The sequence below is a fragment of the Agrococcus sp. UYP33 genome, assembly GCF_054060915.1.
Genome location: NZ_JBSSDR010000001.1, coordinates 1,432,185 through 1,450,388, shown reverse-complemented (window position 1 = coordinate 1,450,388; position 18,204 = coordinate 1,432,185). Strand labels below are relative to the sequence as shown.

General features: G+C 72.0%; 13 protein-coding genes. 5 read left to right on the top strand and 8 right to left on the bottom strand.

Features of this window, described 5'->3' with window-relative positions:
* Nucleotides 1-74: 74 nt before the first annotated feature.
* The 3 genes from ACVWW9_RS07135 to rpoB form a co-directional block, all read right to left on the bottom strand.
* Entirely contained in the window at nucleotides 75-1,661 is a 1,587-nt protein-coding gene (locus ACVWW9_RS07135) for a hypothetical protein (RefSeq protein WP_456514951.1), read from the bottom strand.
* A 167-nt stretch (nucleotides 1,662-1,828) separates the two neighbouring features.
* Nucleotides 1,829-5,716, bottom strand: coding sequence for a DNA-directed RNA polymerase subunit beta' (gene rpoC, locus ACVWW9_RS07130; protein ID WP_354256584.1), 3,888 nt, complete (start codon nucleotides 5,714-5,716; stop codon nucleotides 1,829-1,831).
* 37 nt (nucleotides 5,717-5,753) lie between these two features.
* Nucleotides 5,754-9,224 (bottom strand): DNA-directed RNA polymerase subunit beta, encoded by a 3,471-nt coding sequence (gene rpoB / locus ACVWW9_RS07125; protein WP_354256586.1) that lies wholly within the window; start codon nucleotides 9,222-9,224, stop codon nucleotides 5,754-5,756.
* A 264-nt stretch (nucleotides 9,225-9,488) separates the two neighbouring features.
* Between rpoB and ACVWW9_RS07120 the strand changes: the two genes are divergently transcribed.
* From ACVWW9_RS07120 to ACVWW9_RS07105, 4 genes are all read left to right on the top strand, one after another.
* On the top strand, nucleotides 9,489-10,325 hold the full coding sequence (locus ACVWW9_RS07120) for a spermidine synthase (RefSeq protein ID WP_456514950.1): 837 nt from the start codon (nucleotides 9,489-9,491) through the stop codon (nucleotides 10,323-10,325).
* A 153-nt stretch (nucleotides 10,326-10,478) separates the two neighbouring features.
* Nucleotides 10,479-11,051 (top strand): hypothetical protein, encoded by a 573-nt coding sequence (locus ACVWW9_RS07115; RefSeq protein ID WP_354256591.1) that lies wholly within the window; start codon nucleotides 10,479-10,481, stop codon nucleotides 11,049-11,051.
* A gap of 101 nt (nucleotides 11,052-11,152) precedes the next feature.
* Nucleotides 11,153-11,611 (top strand): SprT-like domain-containing protein, encoded by a 459-nt coding sequence (locus ACVWW9_RS07110; protein WP_354256594.1) that lies wholly within the window; start codon nucleotides 11,153-11,155, stop codon nucleotides 11,609-11,611.
* Complete coding sequence (locus ACVWW9_RS07105; RefSeq protein WP_456514949.1) at nucleotides 11,608-12,549, top strand: spermidine synthase; 942 nt, start codon at nucleotides 11,608-11,610, stop codon at nucleotides 12,547-12,549. The genes ACVWW9_RS07110 and ACVWW9_RS07105 overlap by 4 nt, the downstream gene beginning before the upstream one ends.
* Here the strand turns inward: ACVWW9_RS07105 and ACVWW9_RS07100 are convergent.
* The 5 genes from ACVWW9_RS07100 to ACVWW9_RS07080 form a co-directional block, all read right to left on the bottom strand.
* Nucleotides 12,495-13,928 (bottom strand): MFS transporter, encoded by a 1,434-nt coding sequence (locus ACVWW9_RS07100; RefSeq protein ID WP_456514948.1) that lies wholly within the window; start codon nucleotides 13,926-13,928, stop codon nucleotides 12,495-12,497. The two genes, ACVWW9_RS07105 and ACVWW9_RS07100, sit on opposite strands and share 55 nt — an antisense overlap.
* 81 nt (nucleotides 13,929-14,009) lie before the next feature.
* Complete coding sequence (gene mgrA / locus ACVWW9_RS07095; protein ID WP_354256605.1) at nucleotides 14,010-15,068, bottom strand: L-glyceraldehyde 3-phosphate reductase; 1,059 nt, start codon at nucleotides 15,066-15,068, stop codon at nucleotides 14,010-14,012.
* Entirely contained in the window at nucleotides 15,065-15,535 is a 471-nt protein-coding gene (locus tag ACVWW9_RS07090) for a hypothetical protein (RefSeq protein ID WP_456514947.1), read from the bottom strand. The genes mgrA and ACVWW9_RS07090 overlap by 4 nt, the downstream gene beginning before the upstream one ends.
* Nucleotides 15,536-15,590: 55 nt before the next feature.
* The gene (locus tag ACVWW9_RS07085; RefSeq protein WP_123697002.1) at nucleotides 15,591-16,130 is read right to left on the bottom strand and encodes an NUDIX hydrolase family protein; all 540 of its coding nucleotides are present in this window, start codon (nucleotides 16,128-16,130) and stop codon (nucleotides 15,591-15,593) included.
* A gap of 42 nt (nucleotides 16,131-16,172) precedes the next feature.
* Nucleotides 16,173-17,411: a hypothetical protein gene (locus tag ACVWW9_RS07080; RefSeq protein WP_456514946.1), complete on the bottom strand. Its 1,239-nt coding sequence runs from the start codon at nucleotides 17,409-17,411 to the stop codon at nucleotides 16,173-16,175.
* A gap of 92 nt (nucleotides 17,412-17,503) precedes the next feature.
* Here ACVWW9_RS07080 and ACVWW9_RS07075 point away from each other — a divergent pair, with 92 nt between their 5' ends.
* The gene (locus tag ACVWW9_RS07075) at nucleotides 17,504-18,142 is read left to right on the top strand and encodes an alpha/beta hydrolase (protein WP_456514945.1); all 639 of its coding nucleotides are present in this window, start codon (nucleotides 17,504-17,506) and stop codon (nucleotides 18,140-18,142) included.
* The last annotated feature ends 62 nt before the right edge of the window (nucleotides 18,143-18,204 follow it).

Below are 18,204 nucleotides of genomic sequence, written 5' to 3'. Positions count from 1 at the left end.
GATGCGCCGCATGAACTTCTGCGACTCTTGCACGCGGAGCGTGTCACGAGGCGGGATCCCGTCCCGCGAGCGGCTCAGCGCGAGAGCCGGTCGGCGTTCTCCGCGTTGAAGTCGTCCATGGCCTGGCGGTTGTGCTCGCGAGCCTTGCGGCCGCGCCGGGCGACGATGCCGCCGACCCAGATCGGCACCTCGCGGGCCAGCACGAACGCCAGCACCGAGAGCGGCGCGAGCAGGAGCTCGCTGAGCGCCCGCGCGTCGATGCCAGGCAGCGCGGTGTAGCCCGCCCAGCCGCCCTGCGTCTCCATGTAGGCGCCCGCCAGGTGCGCGACGTACACGAGCAGCGCGACGATGAAGCCGCCGAGCACGTGCGCCCACCAGCCGGCGCGGTTCACGATGAGCGTCAGCAGCCAGTAGCCGAGGAAGAACACGATGACCGGCAGCAGGTACGAGGGCAGCAGCCAGAGCGTCTGCAGCGTTTCGGTCGCGTCGAACGCGCGGTCGAAGAGGTAGCCGACGGCGAAGAAGGCGGCCGCGAACAGGATCGCGAAGATGAGCGTCGCGAGCAGCGCGACGGCGAAGCCGACGGCGCGCGCGCCCTTGCGGCGCGGCGGCACGGGCTCCTCGACGAGCACGACCGGCGTGCCGGCGGCCGCGGGGGCCGCGACGGTGCTGTCGTCGGCGCCGAGCGCGGCGGGCGTGTCGTCGCGCACGATGCCGAAGCGCTGCGGGCGGGTCTCGGTCGCCGGCTCCTGCGCCTCGAGCACGCGGGTGTCGCCCGCGGCATCGCCGTCGGTGCCCCGCGTGCCGATCGGGCGCGTGGCGTCGTCGCTGCGATCGCCGAGCCGCTCGTCGCGCGGCTGCTGGTCGATGGCCTGCGTCGGCTCCGGCTCGACGAACTCGCGCTCCTCGCGCGGGCGGGCGGCGGTCGCGCCGCCCGCGGCTGCGCCGCCCGCCGCGGCGAGGCCCGCGAGCGAGGCGACGGCAGCGGGGTCGGTGGTGCCGCGGTCCGTGGTGCCGCGGTCGGTGACGCCGCGGTCGGTGACGTCGTGGTCGGTGGCGCCGTGCTCGGTGGCGCCGAGGCCGGCGTCGGCATCGTGGCCGCTCTGGCGGCGCAGGCCGAAGGACGGGCGGCGCGGCTCGACGAGCGCGGGCGGCTCGGTCGCGACAGGATCCGTGGCGATGGCCTCGGTGGGCGCGTCCTCGGCGTGCGTGACGTCGGCGCTCGGCTCGTCCGCGTGGTGGACCTGCGCGATCTCCGGACGCTCGAGCGAGCTCGTCGCCGCGTCGCCCTGGGGCTGCACGCGTGCGGTGTCGTCGGGGTGGGCCGCCGAGTGCGACGGTCCGCGGAGGGTCGAGGGCGCGATGACGGTGGGCTCGATGGGGCTGTCGGCGGCGCGGGCGTCGCCCTGGTGCTCGACGAGCGGCTGGTGGTCGTCGTGCTCGTCGACCGAGGTCGATGCGATCTCGGCGTCGTGCGCTCCGCCGTCCGCGGCGCGGAGCGGCTGGGTGCTGGTGTCCTCGGCGGGCGCGTCGTCGTGCCCGGCCGGGTTGGCCACGTGACCGGCTCCTGCATCCTGGCCCGTGGGCTCCGTCGCCCGCTCGGGCGCAGGGCCGCTGCCGAAGAAGCGGTCGCGCCAGGACGTCGGCTGCTCGTCGCTCATGGTCCTACCTCCTGCGGCGGCACGGTGCCGCGTCGTCGGCCGATTGTAGGGGGACGTCGACGGCGTCGGCGGGCGGCGCACCGCCGGGGGACGCGATTGGCGGCACGCGGAAGGGCCGCACCCTCGCGGGTGCGGCCCTTCGCTGACCTCAGGTCGTGCGGTGCTGCCTAGACGTACTGCCCCGGCTCCTGCTCGCCCAGCTCGCCGCCGGTGAAGGCGTCGAAGTCGAGGTACGACAGGTCGGCCTCGTCGACGCTGCCCGCGTCGGCGAACAGGCGGTTCGGGTACCGCTCCGCCTTCGCCTCCTCGGTGGCCTCGACCGTGACGTCGCGGTAGCGCGACAGGCCGGTGCCCGCGGGGATGAGCTTGCCGATGATGACGTTCTCCTTGAGGCCGAGCAGCGGGTCGCGCTTGCCGGCCAGAGCCGCCTCGGTGAGCACCTTGGTCGTCTCCTGGAAGGAGGCGGCCGACAGCCACGACTCCGTCGCGAGCGACGCCTTCGTGATGCCCATGACCTCCTGGCGCGCCGAGGCGGTCTTGAGGCCCTCGGTCAGCGCGGCACGGTTGATCTCGTTGTACTTCGAGCGGTCGACCAGCTCACCGGGCAGCAGGCTCGTCTCGCCGTGGTCGACGACCGTGACCTTGCGGAGCATCTGGCGGACGATGACCTCGATGTGCTTGTCGTGGATCGGCACACCCTGCGAGCGGTACACGTCCTGGACGCCCGAGACCAGGTGCTTCTGCACCTCGCGGACGCCGCGCACGCGCAGCACCTCCTTGGGGTCCACCGAGCCGACCTGCAGCTGCTGGCCCTGCTCGACGCGATCGCCGTCGGCGACCTCGAGGGTCGCGCGGCGGAGCACCGGGTAGGCGAACTCCTCGTCGCCGTCATCGGGCGTGAGCACGATGCGCTTCGACTTCTCGTCCTCCTCGATGCGCACTCGACCAGCGGCCTCGGCGATGGGCGAGGAGTTCTTCGGGGTGCGAGCCTCGAAGAGCTCCGTCACGCGGGGCAGACCCTGCGTGATGTCGCTCGCGCCGACGGAGCCGCCGGTGTGGAACGTGCGCATCGTGAGCTGCGTGCCGGGCTCGCCGATCGACTGGGCGGCGATGATGCCGACCGCCTCGCCGATGTCCACGAGCTTGCCGGTCGCGAGCGAGCGGCCGTAGCAGTGGGCGCAGACGCCGACCGCGGACTCGCACGTCAGGACCGAGCGGACCTTGACCTGCTCGATGCCGGCCTCGACGAACGCGCGGATCTCGCGGTCGCCGATGTCGGAGCCGCCCGTGGCGAGCACGGTGCCATCCGACGCCACGACGTCGACCGCGAGGTTGCGGGCGTAGACCGCCGACTCCACGTTCTCGTGCAGCGTCAGCTGGCCGTCGATGACCTCGGCGATCGGCACCTCGAGGCCGCGCTCGGTGCCGCAGTCGTCCTCACGGATGATGACGTCCTGCGACACGTCGACGAGGCGACGCGTCAGGTAGCCGGAGTCGGCCGTGCGGAGCGCCGTGTCGGCCGAGCCCTTGCGGGCACCGTGCGTGGCGATGAAGTACTCCGCCACGGTCAGGCCCTCGCGGTACGAGGAGATGATCGGACGCGGGATGACCTCGCCCTTCGGGTTGGTCACGAGACCGCGCATGCCGGTGATGTTGCGCACCTGGATCCAGTTGCCGTTCGCGCCGGCGGTGACCATGCGGTAGATGGAGTTGTTCTCGTCGAACGCCTCCTGCGTGGCCTTCTGCACCTCGTTCGTGGCCTTGGTCCACAGCTCGGTGAGGTCGGTGCGACGCTCCGAGTCGGTGATGAGGCCCTTCTCGAACTTGCCCTGGACCTTGCTCGCCGAGGCCTCGGCGGCCGCCACGATCTCGCCCTTGCGGGCCGGCGTGATGACGTCCGAGAGCGCGACGGTGATGCCGGAGCGCGTGGCCCAGTAGAAGCCGGCGTCCTTGATCTTGTCGAGCGTCGCCGCCACCACGGTCTTCGGGTAGCGCTCTGCGAGCGCGTTCACGATGAGCGAGATGACCGGCTTCGCCGCGACCTCCGCCACGAACGGGAAGTCCGCGGGCAGCAGCTCGTTGAAGAGCGCGCGACCCAGGGTCGTCTCGTGCAGGAACGGCTCGCCGTCGACGAAGCCCTCGGGGCGGTCCTGGTCGCGGAAGACCAGGCCGTGCAGACGGATCCGCACGGGGGCACCCAGGTCGAGCGAGTGCTGGTCCATCGCCATGATCGCCTCGGCGACCGACGAGAACGCACGGCCCTTGCCGACACCCTCCGGCTTGAGGGTCGTCAGGTGGTGCAGGCCCGAGACGATCTCGTGGGTCGGCAGGGTCACCGGACGGCCGTCGGACGGCTTCAGGATGTTGTTCGACGCGAGCATGAGCACGCGGGCCTCGGCCTGCGCCTCGACCGACAGCGGCAGGTGGACAGCCATCTGGTCGCCGTCGAAGTCGGCGTTGAACGCCGAGCACACGAGCGGGTGCAGCTGGATGGCCTTGCCCTCGACGAGCAGCGGCTCGAAGGCCTGGATGCCGAGGCGGTGCAGCGTGGGCGCGCGGTTCAGCAGCACGGGGCGCTCGCGGATGATCTCCTCGAGCACGTCCCAGACCTGCGGCTTCGACCGCTCGACCATGCGCTTCGCGTGCTTGATGTTCTGCGAGTGGCCCAGGTCGATGAGGCGCTTGATGACGAACGGCTTGAACAGCTCGAGCGCCATCTGCTTCGGCAGGCCGCACTGGTGCAGCTGCAGCTGCGGGCCGACCACGATGACCGAGCGGCCCGAGTAGTCGACGCGCTTGCCGAGCAGGTTCTGGCGGAACCGGCCCTGCTTGCCCTTGAGCATGTCGGAGAGCGACTTCAGCGCGCGGTTGCCGGTGCCCGTGACGGGACGGCCGCGGCGGCCGTTGTCGAACAGGGCGTCGACCGCCTCCTGCAGCATGCGCTTCTCGTTGTTCACGATGATCTCGGGAGCACCGAGGTCGAGCAGGCGGCGGAGTCGGTTGTTGCGGTTGATGACGCGGCGGTAGAGGTCGTTCAGGTCGCTCGTCGCGAAGCGGCCACCGTCGAGCTGCACCATCGGGCGCAGCTCCGGCGGGATGACCGGGACGACGTCGAGCACCATCGCGGCCGGGCTGTTGCCCGTCTGCAGGAACGAGTTCACGACCTTGAGGCGCTTGATCGCACGGATCTTGCGCTGGCCCTTGCCCTCGGCGATCTGCTTGTGCAGGTCCTCGGACTCGGCCGCCAGGTCGAACGCCAGGAGGCGGAGCTTGATGGCCTCCGCACCCATGTGGCCGTCGAAGAACTCGCCGTACAGGTCGACGAGGTCGTGGTAGACCGCGTCCTCCGCCTTGAGGTCGCCGACCTTCAGCGAGCGGAAGTCGTCGAAGACCCGCTCGAGGTGGGCGATCTGGTCGTCGGCGATCTTGCGCAGCTGCGCCATCTCGCGCTCACCGGCGTCGCGGACCTTGCGCTTCTGGTCCGCCTTGGCACCCTCCTCCTCGAGCTGGGCGACGTCCGTCTCCAGCTGCGCGAGGCGCTCGGCGATGTCGGCGTCACGGCGCTTCTCGATCTCGCCCGTCTTGAGGCGCAGCTCCTGCTCCAGCTGGGGCAGGCGCTCGTGACGAGCATCCGCGTCCACCCGGATGATCATGTACGCGGCGAAGTAGATGACCTTCTCGAGGTCCTTCGGCGCCATGTCCAGCAGGTAGCCGAGGCGGCTCGGCACGCCCTTGAAGTACCAGATGTGCGTGACGGGGGCGGCGAGCTCGATGTGGCCCATGCGCTCGCGGCGCACCGACGACTTCGTGACCTCGACGCCGCATCGCTCGCAGACGATGCCCTTGAAGCGCACGCGCTTGTACTTGCCGCACGCGCACTCCCAGTCGCGCGACGGGCCGAAGATCTGCTCGCCGAACAGACCGTCCTTCTCCGGCTTCAGCGTGCGGTAGTTGATGGTCTCCGGCTTCTTGACCTCGCCATAGGACCAGGCACGGATGTGGTCGGCCGTGGCCAGGCCGATCCGCAGTTCATCGAACGTGGTTGCGTCGATCAATGCAATTCCCTCTTGTCTGAGTTCAGTTCGCGGCGGATCAGATGTCGTCGATCGACGACATCTCCGGCCTGGAGATGTTGATGCCGAGCTCCTCGGCCGTGCGCAGTGCCTCGTCCTCGTCGTCGCGCAGCGTGACGAGCTCGCCGGCTGCGTTCAGCACCTCGACGTTCAGGCACAGCGACTGCATCTCCTTCATGAGCACCTTGAAGGACTCGGGGATGCCGGGCTCCTGGATGTTCTCGCCCTTGACGATCGCCTCGTACACCTTCACCCGGCCGACGATGTCGTCCGACTTGATGGTGAGCAGCTCCTGCAGCGTGTAGGCGGCGCCGTACGCCTCGAGCGCCCAGACCTCCATCTCGCCGAACCGCTGGCCGCCGAACTGGGCCTTACCGCCCAGGGGCTGCTGCGTGATCATCGAGTACGGGCCGGTCGAGCGGGCGTGGATCTTGTCGTCGACGAGGTGGTGGAGCTTGAGGATGTACATGTAGCCGACCGAGATCGGGTACGGGTACGGCTCACCGGAGCGTCCGTCGAACAGGCTCGCCTTGCCGGAGCCGTCGACGAGCCGCTGGCCGTCGCGCGTCGGGAGCGTCGCGTCGAGCAGGCCGATGATGGCCTCCTCGGTCGCGCCGTCGAACACCGGCGTGGCGACCTTCGTGTCGGCGGGCGCCTCGAGCGTGCGCGGGTCGAGACCCTCCGCCCACTCCGGGGTGCCCTCGACCTTCCAGCCCGTCTTCGCGATCCAGCCGAGGTGCGTCTCGAGCACCTGGCCGAAGTTCATGCGCTTCGGGATGCCGAGCGGGTTCAGCACGATGTCGACCGGCGTGCCGTCGGAGAGGAACGGCATGTCCTCCTCGGGCAGGATCTTCGCGATGACGCCCTTGTTGCCGTGACGGCCGGCGAGCTTGTCGCCCTCGGTGATCTTGCGCTTCTGCGCGATGTAGACCACGACCTTCTCGTGCACGCCCGAGCCCAGCTCGTCGTCGCCGTCCTCAGCGCGGAACTGCTTGACCGCGATGACCGTGCCCTGCTCGCCGTGGGGCACCTTGAGCGACGTGTCGCGCACCTCGCGGCTCTTCTCGTTGAAGATCGCGCGGAGCAGGCGCTCCTCGGCGCTCAGCTCGGTCTCGCCCTTCGGCGTGACCTTGCCGACCAGGATGTCGCCGGGGACGACCTCGGCGCCGATGCGGATGATGCCGCGCTCGTCGAGGTCGGCCAGCAGGTCCGGGCCGACGTTGGGGAGGTCACGGGTGACCTCCTCCTTGCCGAGCTTCGTGTCGCGGGCGTCGACCTCGTACTCCTCGATGTGGATCGACGAGAGCACGTCGTCCTTCACGAGGTTCTGGCTGAGGATGATCGCGTCCTCGTAGTTGTGGCCCTCCCACGGCATGAACGCCACGAGCAGGTTGCGGCCGAGGGCGAGCTCGCCCTGGTCGGTCGCGGGGCCGTCGGCGATGACCTCGCCGGCCTCGATGCGGTCGCCCGCCGAGACGATGACGCGGTGGTTGTACGACGTGCCCTGGTTGGAGCGGTCGAACTTGCGCAGGAAGTACTGCTGCGTGCCGCCCTCGTCGAGCTGGATCGAGACCATGTCGGCCGAGACCTCTGCGACCACGCCCGCGCCCTGCGCGGTGATGACGTCGCCGGAGTCGATGGCCGCGAAGCCCTCCATGCCGGTGCCGACGAACGGCGACTCGCTGCGGACCAGCGGCACCGCCTGGCGCTGCATGTTCGCACCCATGAGGGCGCGGTTCGCGTCGTCGTGCTCGAGGAACGGGATGAGGCTCGTCGCGACCGACACCATCTGGCGCGGCGAGACGTCCATGTAGTCGACCTCGGTCGGGACGACCAGCTCGACCTCCTCGCCCTTGCGGCGGGCGACGACGCGCTCCTCGATGAACTGCTGCTTCGAGTTGAGGCGGTTGTTCGCGTGCGCGACGACGAACTCGTCCTCCTCCGAGGCGGTCAGGTAGTCGATCTTCTCGGAGACGACGCCGTTCTCGACGCGGCGGTACGGCGTCTCGATGAAGCCGAACGAGTTGATGCGCGCGAAGGTCGCGAGCGAGCCGATGAGGCCGATGTTCGGGCCTTCCGGCGTCTCGATCGGGCACATGCGGCCGTAGTGCGACGGGTGGACGTCACGGACCTCGACGCCGGCGCGCTCACGGGAGAGGCCGCCGGGGCCGAGCGCCGACAGGCGGCGCTTGTGGGTCAGACCCGCGAGCGGGTTGTTCTGGTCCATGAACTGCGACAGCTGCGAGGTGCCGAAGAACTCCTTGATCGCAGCGCTGACCGGACGCACGTTGATGAGCGTCTGGGGCGTGATCGCCTCGATGTCCTGCGTCGACATGCGCTCGCGCACGACGCGCTCCATGCGAGCCAGGCCCGTGCGGACCTGGTTCTGGATGAGCTCGCCGACCGCGCGGATGCGGCGGTTGCCGAAGTGGTCGATGTCGTCGACGTCGAGGCGGATCTCGACGGGCTCGCCCTTGCGGACGCCCGGGAGGGTCGTCTGCTCGGCGTGCAGCGCGACGAGGTACTTGATCGTCGCGACGATGTCCTCGACCGACAGGACCGAGTCGCTCATCGGCACGTCGATGCCGAGCTTGCGGTTGATCTTGTAGCGACCCACCTTGGCGAGGTCGTAGCGCTTCGGGTTGAAGTAGAAGTTGTCGAGCAGCGCGCGGGCGGCCTCGGCGGCGACCTGCTCGCCCGGACGCAGCTTGCGGTAGATGTCGCGGAGGGCGTCCTCCTTCGACATCGGCGCGTCCTTCTCGAGCGTCGCGATGATCGACTCGTAGCCGGCGAACTCCTTGGCGATGTCCTCGCTCGTCATGCCTAGGGCCTTGAGGAAGACGGTGACCGACTGCTTGCGCTTGCGGTCGATGCGCACGCCGACGGCGTCGCGCTTGTCGACCTCGAACTCGAGCCATGCGCCGCGGCTGGGGATGACGCGAGCCGAGTAGACGTCCTTGTCCGAGTTCTTCTCGGGGGTGCGCTCGAAGTAGACACCGGGGCTGCGCACGAGCTGCGAGACGACGACGCGCTCGGTGCCGTTCACGATGAACGTGCCCTTCTCGGTCATGAGCGGGAAGTCGCCCATGAAGACGGTCTGCGACTTGATCTCGCCCGTCTCGTGGTTCATGAACTCGGCCGACACGTACAGCGGCGCGGCGTACGTCTTGCCGCGCTCCTTGCACTCGTCGATCGTGTACTTCGGCACGTCGAGCACCGGCTCCGAGAACGAGAGCTGCATCTTCTCGCTCAGGTCCTCGATCGGGGAGATCTCCTCGAAGATCTCCTCGAGGCCCGAGTGCGCGGGGATGTCGTCGCGACCCTCGGCGTTCGCCTCATCGAGGCGCGCCTTCCAGGCGTCGTCACCGATGAGCCATTCGAAGCTCTCGGTCTGGAGCGCCAGCAGGTCGGGGACGGTGAGCGTCTCCGAGATGTGCGCGAAGCTCAGTCGGCTTGCGCGCCGACCGGTCTTGGGGGCCAGTTCAGCCAAGGCAGATACCTCCGGGCCGGGAAGGGTTGCGGGTCTTCCCGGGATCGTGTCGTCGGTGAGAGACTCGTCAACACCCTGAAGCGCCCTGTCCGGGCGCGCGCCGACCGCAATATGAAGGCAGAGGGGATGTCTGTGAGCGCAACTAGCCACGATACGCGGCTGGGCCCTGCGTGTCCAGTCCCTCGGCGTGTCGTCGAGTGGGTCGCCGCCGGCCGGTGGTAGCGCGCGTCCGATCGGGGATGCAACGGGGCCGCACGCGGGAGGATGGTGCCCGTGAGCACCCCCAGCCGCCGCCTCTCGAGCGGCCTGCACGCCGAGATGCGCTACGCCTCGTCGGGCTGGCAGCTCGTCGTCGACGGCACCCCGCAGTCGCACGTCGACCCGGACCAGCCGCAGCTGCTCATGTACGAGTACGTGCAGCAGATCGGCCATGTGATCGACGCGCTGCCCGCCGGCCCGATCACCGCCGTGCACCTCGGGGCGGGCGCGCTCACGCTCCCCCGCTACGTCGACGCGACCCGGCCCGGCTCTCGGCAGCAGGTGATCGAGCTCGAGCCGCTGCTCGTCGAGCTCGTGCGCGAGGTGGCCCCGCTCCCCCGCGGCGCGGGCGTGCGCGTGCGCTACGGCGACGCCCGCGAGCAGCTCTCCCGGCTGCCCGCGGGGCTCCGCGGGACCGTCGACCTCGTCATCGTCGATGTCTTCTCGGGCGCGCAGACGCCCGCGCACGTGACGACCGTCGAGTTCCACGCGCTCGTGCGCGACCTCCTCGCCCCCACCGGGGTGGTGGTGGTGAACATCGCCGACGACCGCACGCTCGCGTTCGCGAAGCGGCAGCTCGCCGCCCTGCTCGAGGTGCACGAGGACGCGGCGGCGCTCGCCGACCCCGGCATGCTGAAGGGCAGGCGCTTCGGCAACGTCGTGGCGGTCGCCGGTCGGGAGCTGCCCGACCTCGACGACATCGGCCGCGCGCTGCGCCGAGACCCGCTGCCCGGCAAGGTCGTGGCCGGCGCCGAGCTGCGACGCTTCCTCGGCGGCGCGTCGCCCGCCCGCGACGCCGACGCGACGCCGAGCCCCGCGCCCGGCAGGGGCGTCTTCGGCTGACCCCGATCTCGACGTCGCCTGTGGTCGCTCGCGCCGCATGCGGCGTCGTTCGACCACCCGCGACGTCGAGATCCCATCTTGCGCAGGGACGGCTCGTCGCGGATCGCGGCGCGTGCTCCGGGCAAACCGGTGCCGATGCGCGACGATGTGGGGATGAGCGAGTCGATCGGCTACGACCAGACCGCGCTGCGGAACGCCGTCGACGTCGCGGCGGCGGCCCGCAGGCTGCGCCAGCTCGGCCGCGAGCGCTCGCTCGCCGCGGTGTCGGAGCGCGCGTGGCTGCTCGAGAGCATCGGCAGGCTCGACGAGGCGCTCACGGCCGCGACCGAGGCCGTGACGCTCGCTCGCGCATCCGGCTCGCGCGACCGCGTCGCCGAGGCCCGGCTGCTGCGCGCATCCGTCGTGCAGACGCGCGGCGACCTGCGCACGGCGCTGCGCGAGTGCACGGCGCTCATCGCCGAGTCCCGCTCGAACGACTGGGTCGAGCTGTGGGCGCACGCGCTGCAGCAGCGCGGCACGGTGCACTTCGCGCTGCACCAGTGGCACGACGCGTGCGTCGACTTCACCGTGGCCGTCGAGCTGTGCCGCGAGGCCGACCTGCCCGCCGAGCAGCTGCAGGCTGCCGAGGTCGCGCTGCTCGTGGCGACCGACCGCGCGCAGACCGAGGCGCTCCGCGCCGAGCAGGACGTGCCGCGCGCGACGCACCCGATCTGGGGCGGTCGCTGAGCCGCATCCACAGGATGCGGTCGCCGGTTCGCGCCGGATCGACGGCGGCTGGCATGCTCGCGGGGTCGGATGCAGGGCTGAGCAGGCGGAAGGGGCTCGCGGTGGCGGATCTCGAGCGCGTGCGCGTGTGGGCCGAGGCCCTCATCCGGCTGCACCTCGACGACGACTGGACGTTCGGCTTCGACCGGGCCGTGAAGCGCGCCGGGCTCACCGACTACACCGCGCGCCGCATCTCGGTCTCGAAGCACCTCGCCGCGCGCTGGGACGACGACGACGTGCACCAGACGCTGCTGCACGAGGTCGCGCACGCGATGGCGGGCCCCGGCGCCGGGCACGGTCCGCGGTGGCAGCGCACGGCGCGCGAGCTCGGCTACGTCGGCGGGCGCACGCACCAGGGCGAGATCGCGTCGGAGCGCGCCGGGTGGGTCGGCTCCTGCCCCGGCGGGCACGAGCACGTGCGGTTCCGCGCGCCGCGCGGCCGCTACGCCTGCCGGGCGTGCACGCGCGCCGCGCGCCGGGTCGTCGAGATCCGCTGGCAGCGGCGCACGAGCGCCGCGTGACGCGGCGCGACGCGCCTCCTGCGCGGCGGACGCTCTCGAACGGGCTCGAGGCGACCCTCCGCCCCGACGCGCACGGGCTCGTCCTCGTGATCGACGGCATCGAGCAGTCGCACCTCGGGGAGCCGGGCGCGCCGCCACGGCACGCCTCGCATCGCTGGATGCTCGCGGCCTCGATCGCCGCGCTCGGTGCGCGGACGGATCCGCTGCAGCCCGGCGGCGAGCCGCTCCTCGCCAGCGGTGCCGAGCCCCGTGTCAACGGCGGCACCGCCGCGCTGCACCTCGTCGGCGGCGCTGCCGCGCTGCCGCGCGCGCTGCAGCATGCGCTGCCGGGGCTCCGGCAGTGCGTCGTCGAGCTCGAGCCGGCGCTCGTCGACCTCGTCGCCGAGGGCGCGCCGCTGCCGCCCGGCATCGAGGTCGTCGTCGGAGACGGTCGCGCCGTGCTCGAGCGCGTGCCATCGCCGGTCGCGCTCGTGACGATCGACGTCTTCGGCGCGGGGAGCGTCCCCGCGGCCTTCACGACCGTCGAGTGCTTCTCGGCGGCGCGAGCCGCGCTCGTCCCCGGCGGCACGCTCGTCGTGAACACCGCCGACGGCCCGCCGCTGCGCTTCGTGCGGAGCCAGATCGCCACGCTGCAGGCGGTCTTCGCGCACGTCGCGCTCATCTCGACGGGCTCGACGCTCGCGGGCGCCCGCCACAGCAACCTCGTGCTCGTCGCGAGCGATGCGCCGCTGCCGGCCGACGACATCCGCGAGCGCGTCCGCGTCGGCCCGCCACCGGCCGCGGTCGTCGCCGGGCGGCGGCTGTCACTCTTCGCTGCCGACACGGCGCCAGCGCCGGTGCGCGACGCGACGGCGGTCGACTCCCCCGCGCCCGTGCGGTCGGCCTACCTCGGCTCCGCCTCGCTGCCGCCCTCGCTCACGGACCCGACGGACGACTGACCGGCGTCGGCGTCGGCGTCGGCGTCGGGCGCATCATCGCCCTCGGCCGCCGGTGCCGATGCGTCGTACGACGCGCTGATCCGGTGGTACGAGCGGGTGAGGAACGCGAGCATCGCCGCCAGCACCATGATCGCGCCGCCGATGACGAAGACGAGCGCGATGCCGCGGGTGCTGCCTGTGCCGAGCCAGGGCTCGAGGGTCGCGGATCCCTCGCCGGAGCGCGCCCAGGGGATCACCCAGAACTCCGCGATCGGGGCGATGAGGAACGCGGTGATGGGCGCGGCAGCCGACTCGAACGCCATCGCGAAGCCGAACACCCTGCCCTGCCGGCTGAGCGGCACGACGCGCTGGATGACCGTCTGCTCGGCCGCCTCGGCAGCGGGGATCAAGCACATGTAGAGCCAGATGCCGCCGGCGTACAGCCACCACTGCTCGCGGACGGCGAAGAGCGCGCCGAGCACGCCCATCGCGATCACGACGAGGAGCAGCGTGCGGATGGGCCGCTTGCCCAGCCCGAAGCGCGCGATCGCGAGGCCGCCGATGATGAAGCCTGTCGCGGTGACGCCGAGCACGAGGCCCCACATCTCGACCGAGAAGATCTCGAGCCCGTAGGGGTCCATGAGCGCCATGTAGAGGCCGCCGATGAGGTTGTTGAAGGTCGAGAAGACGATGAGCGCGAAGAGGCCGCCGATCGCGAGCACCGCCCGGATCGAGCCGCGGAGGTCGATCCCGCGCGCGGTGTCGTCGTCGTCGAGCGCGACGATGTCCTGCGGCATCCGCAGCGTCGCGAGGTGGCCGAGGCTCACGGTCGTGAGCGCGATGGCGATCGCGATCGTCCACCCCATCCCGAGCTGCCCGATCGCGAGGCCGGAGAACACGCTCGTGATGATGAAGGCGAGGCCCTGCACCGTGCCGACCATGCCGTTGGCGTTCGCGTGCCGCTCGTCGGGCACCAGGATCGTGACGGTCGTCGACAGCGCGATGTTGCGCATGTGCTCGACGACCGCGCCGGCGAGGATGATCGTCGTGAAGAGCCAGAACCACGGCTGGGTCAGGTCGAGCAGCGCCGGCTCCGGCAGCAGCAGGTACATCGCGCCGGCGAGCGCGAACGCCGTGAGCGTGATGCTGCCCGAGAGCAGCATCACCCGGAGCTTCCGGTGGTGGTCGACGATCGAGCCGAACAGCATGCTGCTGAACGCGACGAACAGCATGTACGCGCCGCCGATGATGCCGGTGGCGAGCACCGATCGGGTCTCGAGGTAGACCCAGAACGTGAGCGCGAACCACAGGAAGCTCGTCGTGATGTTCGCGAGCGCGGTGTTCGCCAGCACGTGGAGGAACGTGCGCTCACCGGACGTCGTGGGCTTCGTCGCCGTCATGGCCGACACGCTAGCCGGGGCCGCCCACACGCGACACCCGCGAGTCGCCGGGTGCTCCCGGCGGCCCGCGGGCGGCGCCGATCAGCCTCGCGAGTCGCGCGCCTGCGCCCAGAGGTCGACGCCCGGCTCGTCCTGCGCGAGCTCGTCGATCGCGGCGAGCTCCGCGTCGGTGAAGTCGAGGCGGTCGAGCGCGCCGATGTTCTGCTCGAGCTGCTCGACGCGCGAGGCGCCGATCGTGAGCGAGGTCACGCGCGGGTCGCGCAGCGCCCACGCGAGCGCGAGCTGCGCGAGCGACTGCCCGCGGTCCTCCGCGATGCTCGCGAGGCCGCGGATGCGCTCCATCGCCTCGGGCGAGACGTTCGGGTCGAGCGGCTTGCGCGCGCTGCCGCGGCCGGCGCGCGAGTCGGACGGCACGCCCTCGAGGTACTTGCCGGTCAGCAGCCCCTGGGCGAGCGCGGTGAAGCCGATCACGCCGATCCCGAGCTCGCCCGCGGCATCGAGCAGGCCGTCCCGCTCGATCCAGCGGTTCAGCATCGAGTACGAGGGCTGGTGGATCGTGAGCGGCGTGCCGAGCGACGCGAGGATCTCGTGCGCGCGGCGCGTGTCCTCGGCGGAGTAGCTCGAGACGCCCACGTAGAGGGCGCGGCCGGTGCGCACGATGTGGTCGAGCGCGGCCATCGTCTCCTCGAGCGGCGTCTCGGGGTCGGGACGGTGGTGGTAGTAGATGTCGACGTAGTCGAGCCCCATGCGCGCGAGCGACTGGTCGAGGCTCGCGATGAGGTACTTGCGGCTGCCGCCGATGCCGTACGGTCCGGGCCACATGTCCCAGCCCGCCTTCGTGGTGACGAGGATCTCGTCGCGGTGCGCGTGCAGGTCGCTCGCCATCACGCGCCCGAAGTTCTGCTCCGAGGCGCCGAAGGGCGGGCCGTAGTTGTTCGCGAGGTCGAAGTGCGTGATGCCGCGGTCGAACGCGGTGGTCAGCAGGTCGCGCTGGCGGTCGAGCGGCACGTCGTCGCCGAAGTTGTGCCACATGCCGAGCGTCAGCAGCGGCAGCTTCAGTCCGGATGCACCGGCGCGGCGATACTGCATGGCACCGGGGCGCTCGGCGTCGTAGCGTGCGGGGTCGGCCTGCCAGGTCATCGTTCGGCTCCTGCTCGGTGGTCGGTCGCGGACTGGATCGCGGCGGCGTCGGCCGCGACGAGGGTCTCGGTGGCGCCGCGCAGCGCGACGGCGGCCGCGCACGCGGCGGCGCACGCGGGGCTGTGGAAGTCGATGCCGAGCTCGGCGAGCTCGTCAACGACGCGGCCGGCGACGAGCAGGTCGGCAGCGGTGGGCCGCAGCGAGCCGTCGGTCCACCGCGCGCCGGCGGCGACGATCGCGATCGAGGCGCGGTCACCGCGCCGCTCCTGCTCGTCGAGCGCCGCGCGGGCGACGGCGGATGCGCTCGCGAGCGTCGCGTCGAGCACGAGCGACGTGCGCGGGGCGAGGTCGTGCAGCTCAGTCGTCTCGGCTCCGCGATCCGCGTCGGCGATGACGACGACGTCGGCGGCGGCCGCGCGCATGGCTGCCGCTCCCCACTCGAGGGTCACCTGGTACTGGGCGCTCATGCGGCAAGCCTACGGACGCCCGCCGGACGCATCCCGAGCGTCGGCGCCGCGCCGCTCAGCGGAGCGCGCCGCAGTGGGCGAGCGCCGCGCGCACGAGGCTGCCGCGGCCGCCCTCCATCTCGGTGGCGATGAGCTCCGAGGCCGCGGCCTCCGGGCTCAGCCACGTGAGCTCGAGGGCGTCCTGCCGCGGATCGCACGACCCCGTCACCGGCACGATGTAGCAGAGCGACACGGCGTGCTGGCGGTCGTCGGAGTAGAGCCCGTCGCCGTGGATCGGGAAGTACTCGGCGATGTGGAACGGCACCGGGCTCGCCGGCAGCTGCGGGAACGCCATCGGCCCGAGGTCCTTCTCGAGGTGGCGGTAGAGCGCGTCGCGCACCCGCTCCCCGCGCATGACCCGGCCGGAGACGATCGTGCGCGTCATCTGGCTGTGCTCGTTCATGCGCAGCAGCAGGCCGACGTCCGTCACCTGCCCGATGCCGTCGAGCCGCACCGGGATCGCCTCGACGTAGAGGATCGGCAGGCGCTCGCGCGCCTGCTGCAGCTCCTCGTCGCTGAGCCAGCCTGGATTGGGGTCGGGGGTGCGCACAGCCATGGCCCCATTGTGCCCGCTCGCGCTCCTCGCGCGATGCGGGCGTCAGGGACGCAGTCGCACGCCCCGGCGCTGCGCCCAGAGCGCGAGCGCGAGCCACGCCGCGACGGCGAGCAGGCCGAGCACGATCGACGGGATGTCGCCGAGCGCCGCGAACCAGCCGACCGGGTCCGGGTCGGGCAGCGCCTCGAGCAGCGTGCGCACGGCGAGCGTCGTCCCGACCGCGACCAGGCTGATGCGGCCGACGGCGGCGAAGGGCTCCGCGAAGGCGCCGAGCGCCGACGTGCCGCCCCGGAGGTCGGTGTCGACCGTCGGATGCGTCACGCTCGCGAGCACGGCGATGAGGCTCGCGACCGCGAGCGTGAGCGGCGGCGTCCAGAGCGCGGTCGCGGGCTCGAGCGGCGGGTGGAGCCAGACGGTGGGCGTGAAGTAGGCGAGGATGCCCAGCACCCCGAAGAGCACGGCGGCGAGCAGGCCGTAGCCGACGACGCGACCGCGCTGGCGGGCGTCGACGCTGCGAGCCCGCAGCAGCGCGTGCACGAGCGCGGCCCCCGCGGCGGCCGGCAGCGCGAGGCCCAGTCCGGCGATCACCGTCGTGACCGCCTGCGTGACGGCGGGATCGGCGAAGACGCCCGCCGCATCCGCGATGCCGCCGACGAGGAGCGTCGCCGGGCTGCAGGCGTCGCTCAGCCCGCCCTGCGGGGCGCCGCAGAGGCCGGCGCTCAGCCACAGCGTGCCCGAGCCGATCGCGGCGGTGATCACGGTCGCCCACGCCCAGCCCGCCCAGGTGCTCGCGAGCAGGCCGAGGAAGCCGAGCGCCGCGAGCGCGACGCCGAGCTGCAGCAGCGGGCCGGCGACACGCATCCGCTCGAGCCCGCCGAGGGTGCCAGCCGCCGGGTCGAAGGCGATGCCCGCGGCGACGCCGCCGATGAGCCCGACCGCCGCCGCGAGCGCGAGGCCGGCGACGAGCAGTAGCGCGACGCGGCCGAGCACGCGCGCGCCGCTCGTCCAGCCGCGGTGCTGCGCCATCGCGAAGCCGCAGCCGGCGATGACGGCGAAGGCGGGCAGCGCGATGGCGTCGAGGCCGACGGCGCCCCACGGCTCCGACGCCGGGAACGGCCGGCGCGGCGCGGCGAGCCACGCGACCGTCGCGAGCACGAGCAGTCCGCGGGCGGCATCGAGCGAGACGACCCGGCCGATCGTCCTGCCGCGGGGCCGGCGGGCGGCACCGCTCCGGGCGCGCGCCGTCGGCATCACCCGGGTGGTGGCCGAGGTGCTCGTCATGTGCCGCGCTCCATGCTTCGAGGCTACGGTGTGAGGGACGGCGCGGGCAGCCCCGCCGTGACGGTCGGCCGTCTTGGCCGGAGGGGGTCACCATGCAGCAGATCGACGCGGATGCGGTGCGCTGGCGCGAGGGCGAGCGCGCGTCCGGCGAGCGCGAGTCCGGGGAGGGCGACCTGCTCGTCGTGCTGCACGGCCTCGGCTCGCACGAGGGCGACCTCTTCGGCCTCGCCCCGCACCTGCCGGCGTCGCTCACGATCGCCTCGCTGCGCGCTCCCTTCCCCTACGGTGGCGGCTTCGCCTGGTTCGACCCGTCGCCCATCGACCGCGACGAGCGCGCGCGCGACGCGAGCGCCGAGGGCGTGCTGCACTGGCTCGACGGGCTGGATCGCCGCTTCGAGCGCGTGCACCTGCTCGGCTTCTCGCAGGGCGGCGTGATGGCCGTGCAGCTCGCGCGGCTCGCGCCCGAGCGGTTCGCGTCGATCGTGCACCTCGCGTCGTTCGTGCACGACGGCGAGCTGCCGGGCGACGCGGTGCTCGCCGCGCGCGAGCCGCGCATCCCGATGCTCACCACGATCGGCGACCTCGACGACGTGATCCACCGCGACAGGATCGAGCGCGCGGCGCCGTGGCTCGACGCGCACTTCGACGTCGAGCGCCGCACGTACCACCGCGCGCACTCGATCGTCGCGGAGGAGCTCGCCGACGTCGTCGCGTTCCTCGAGCGCGTCTGACCGGCGCCCGACCCGCGCGTCCGATCGGGCTGAGCGCGGCACCGCGCCCGCATCCCGCTTAC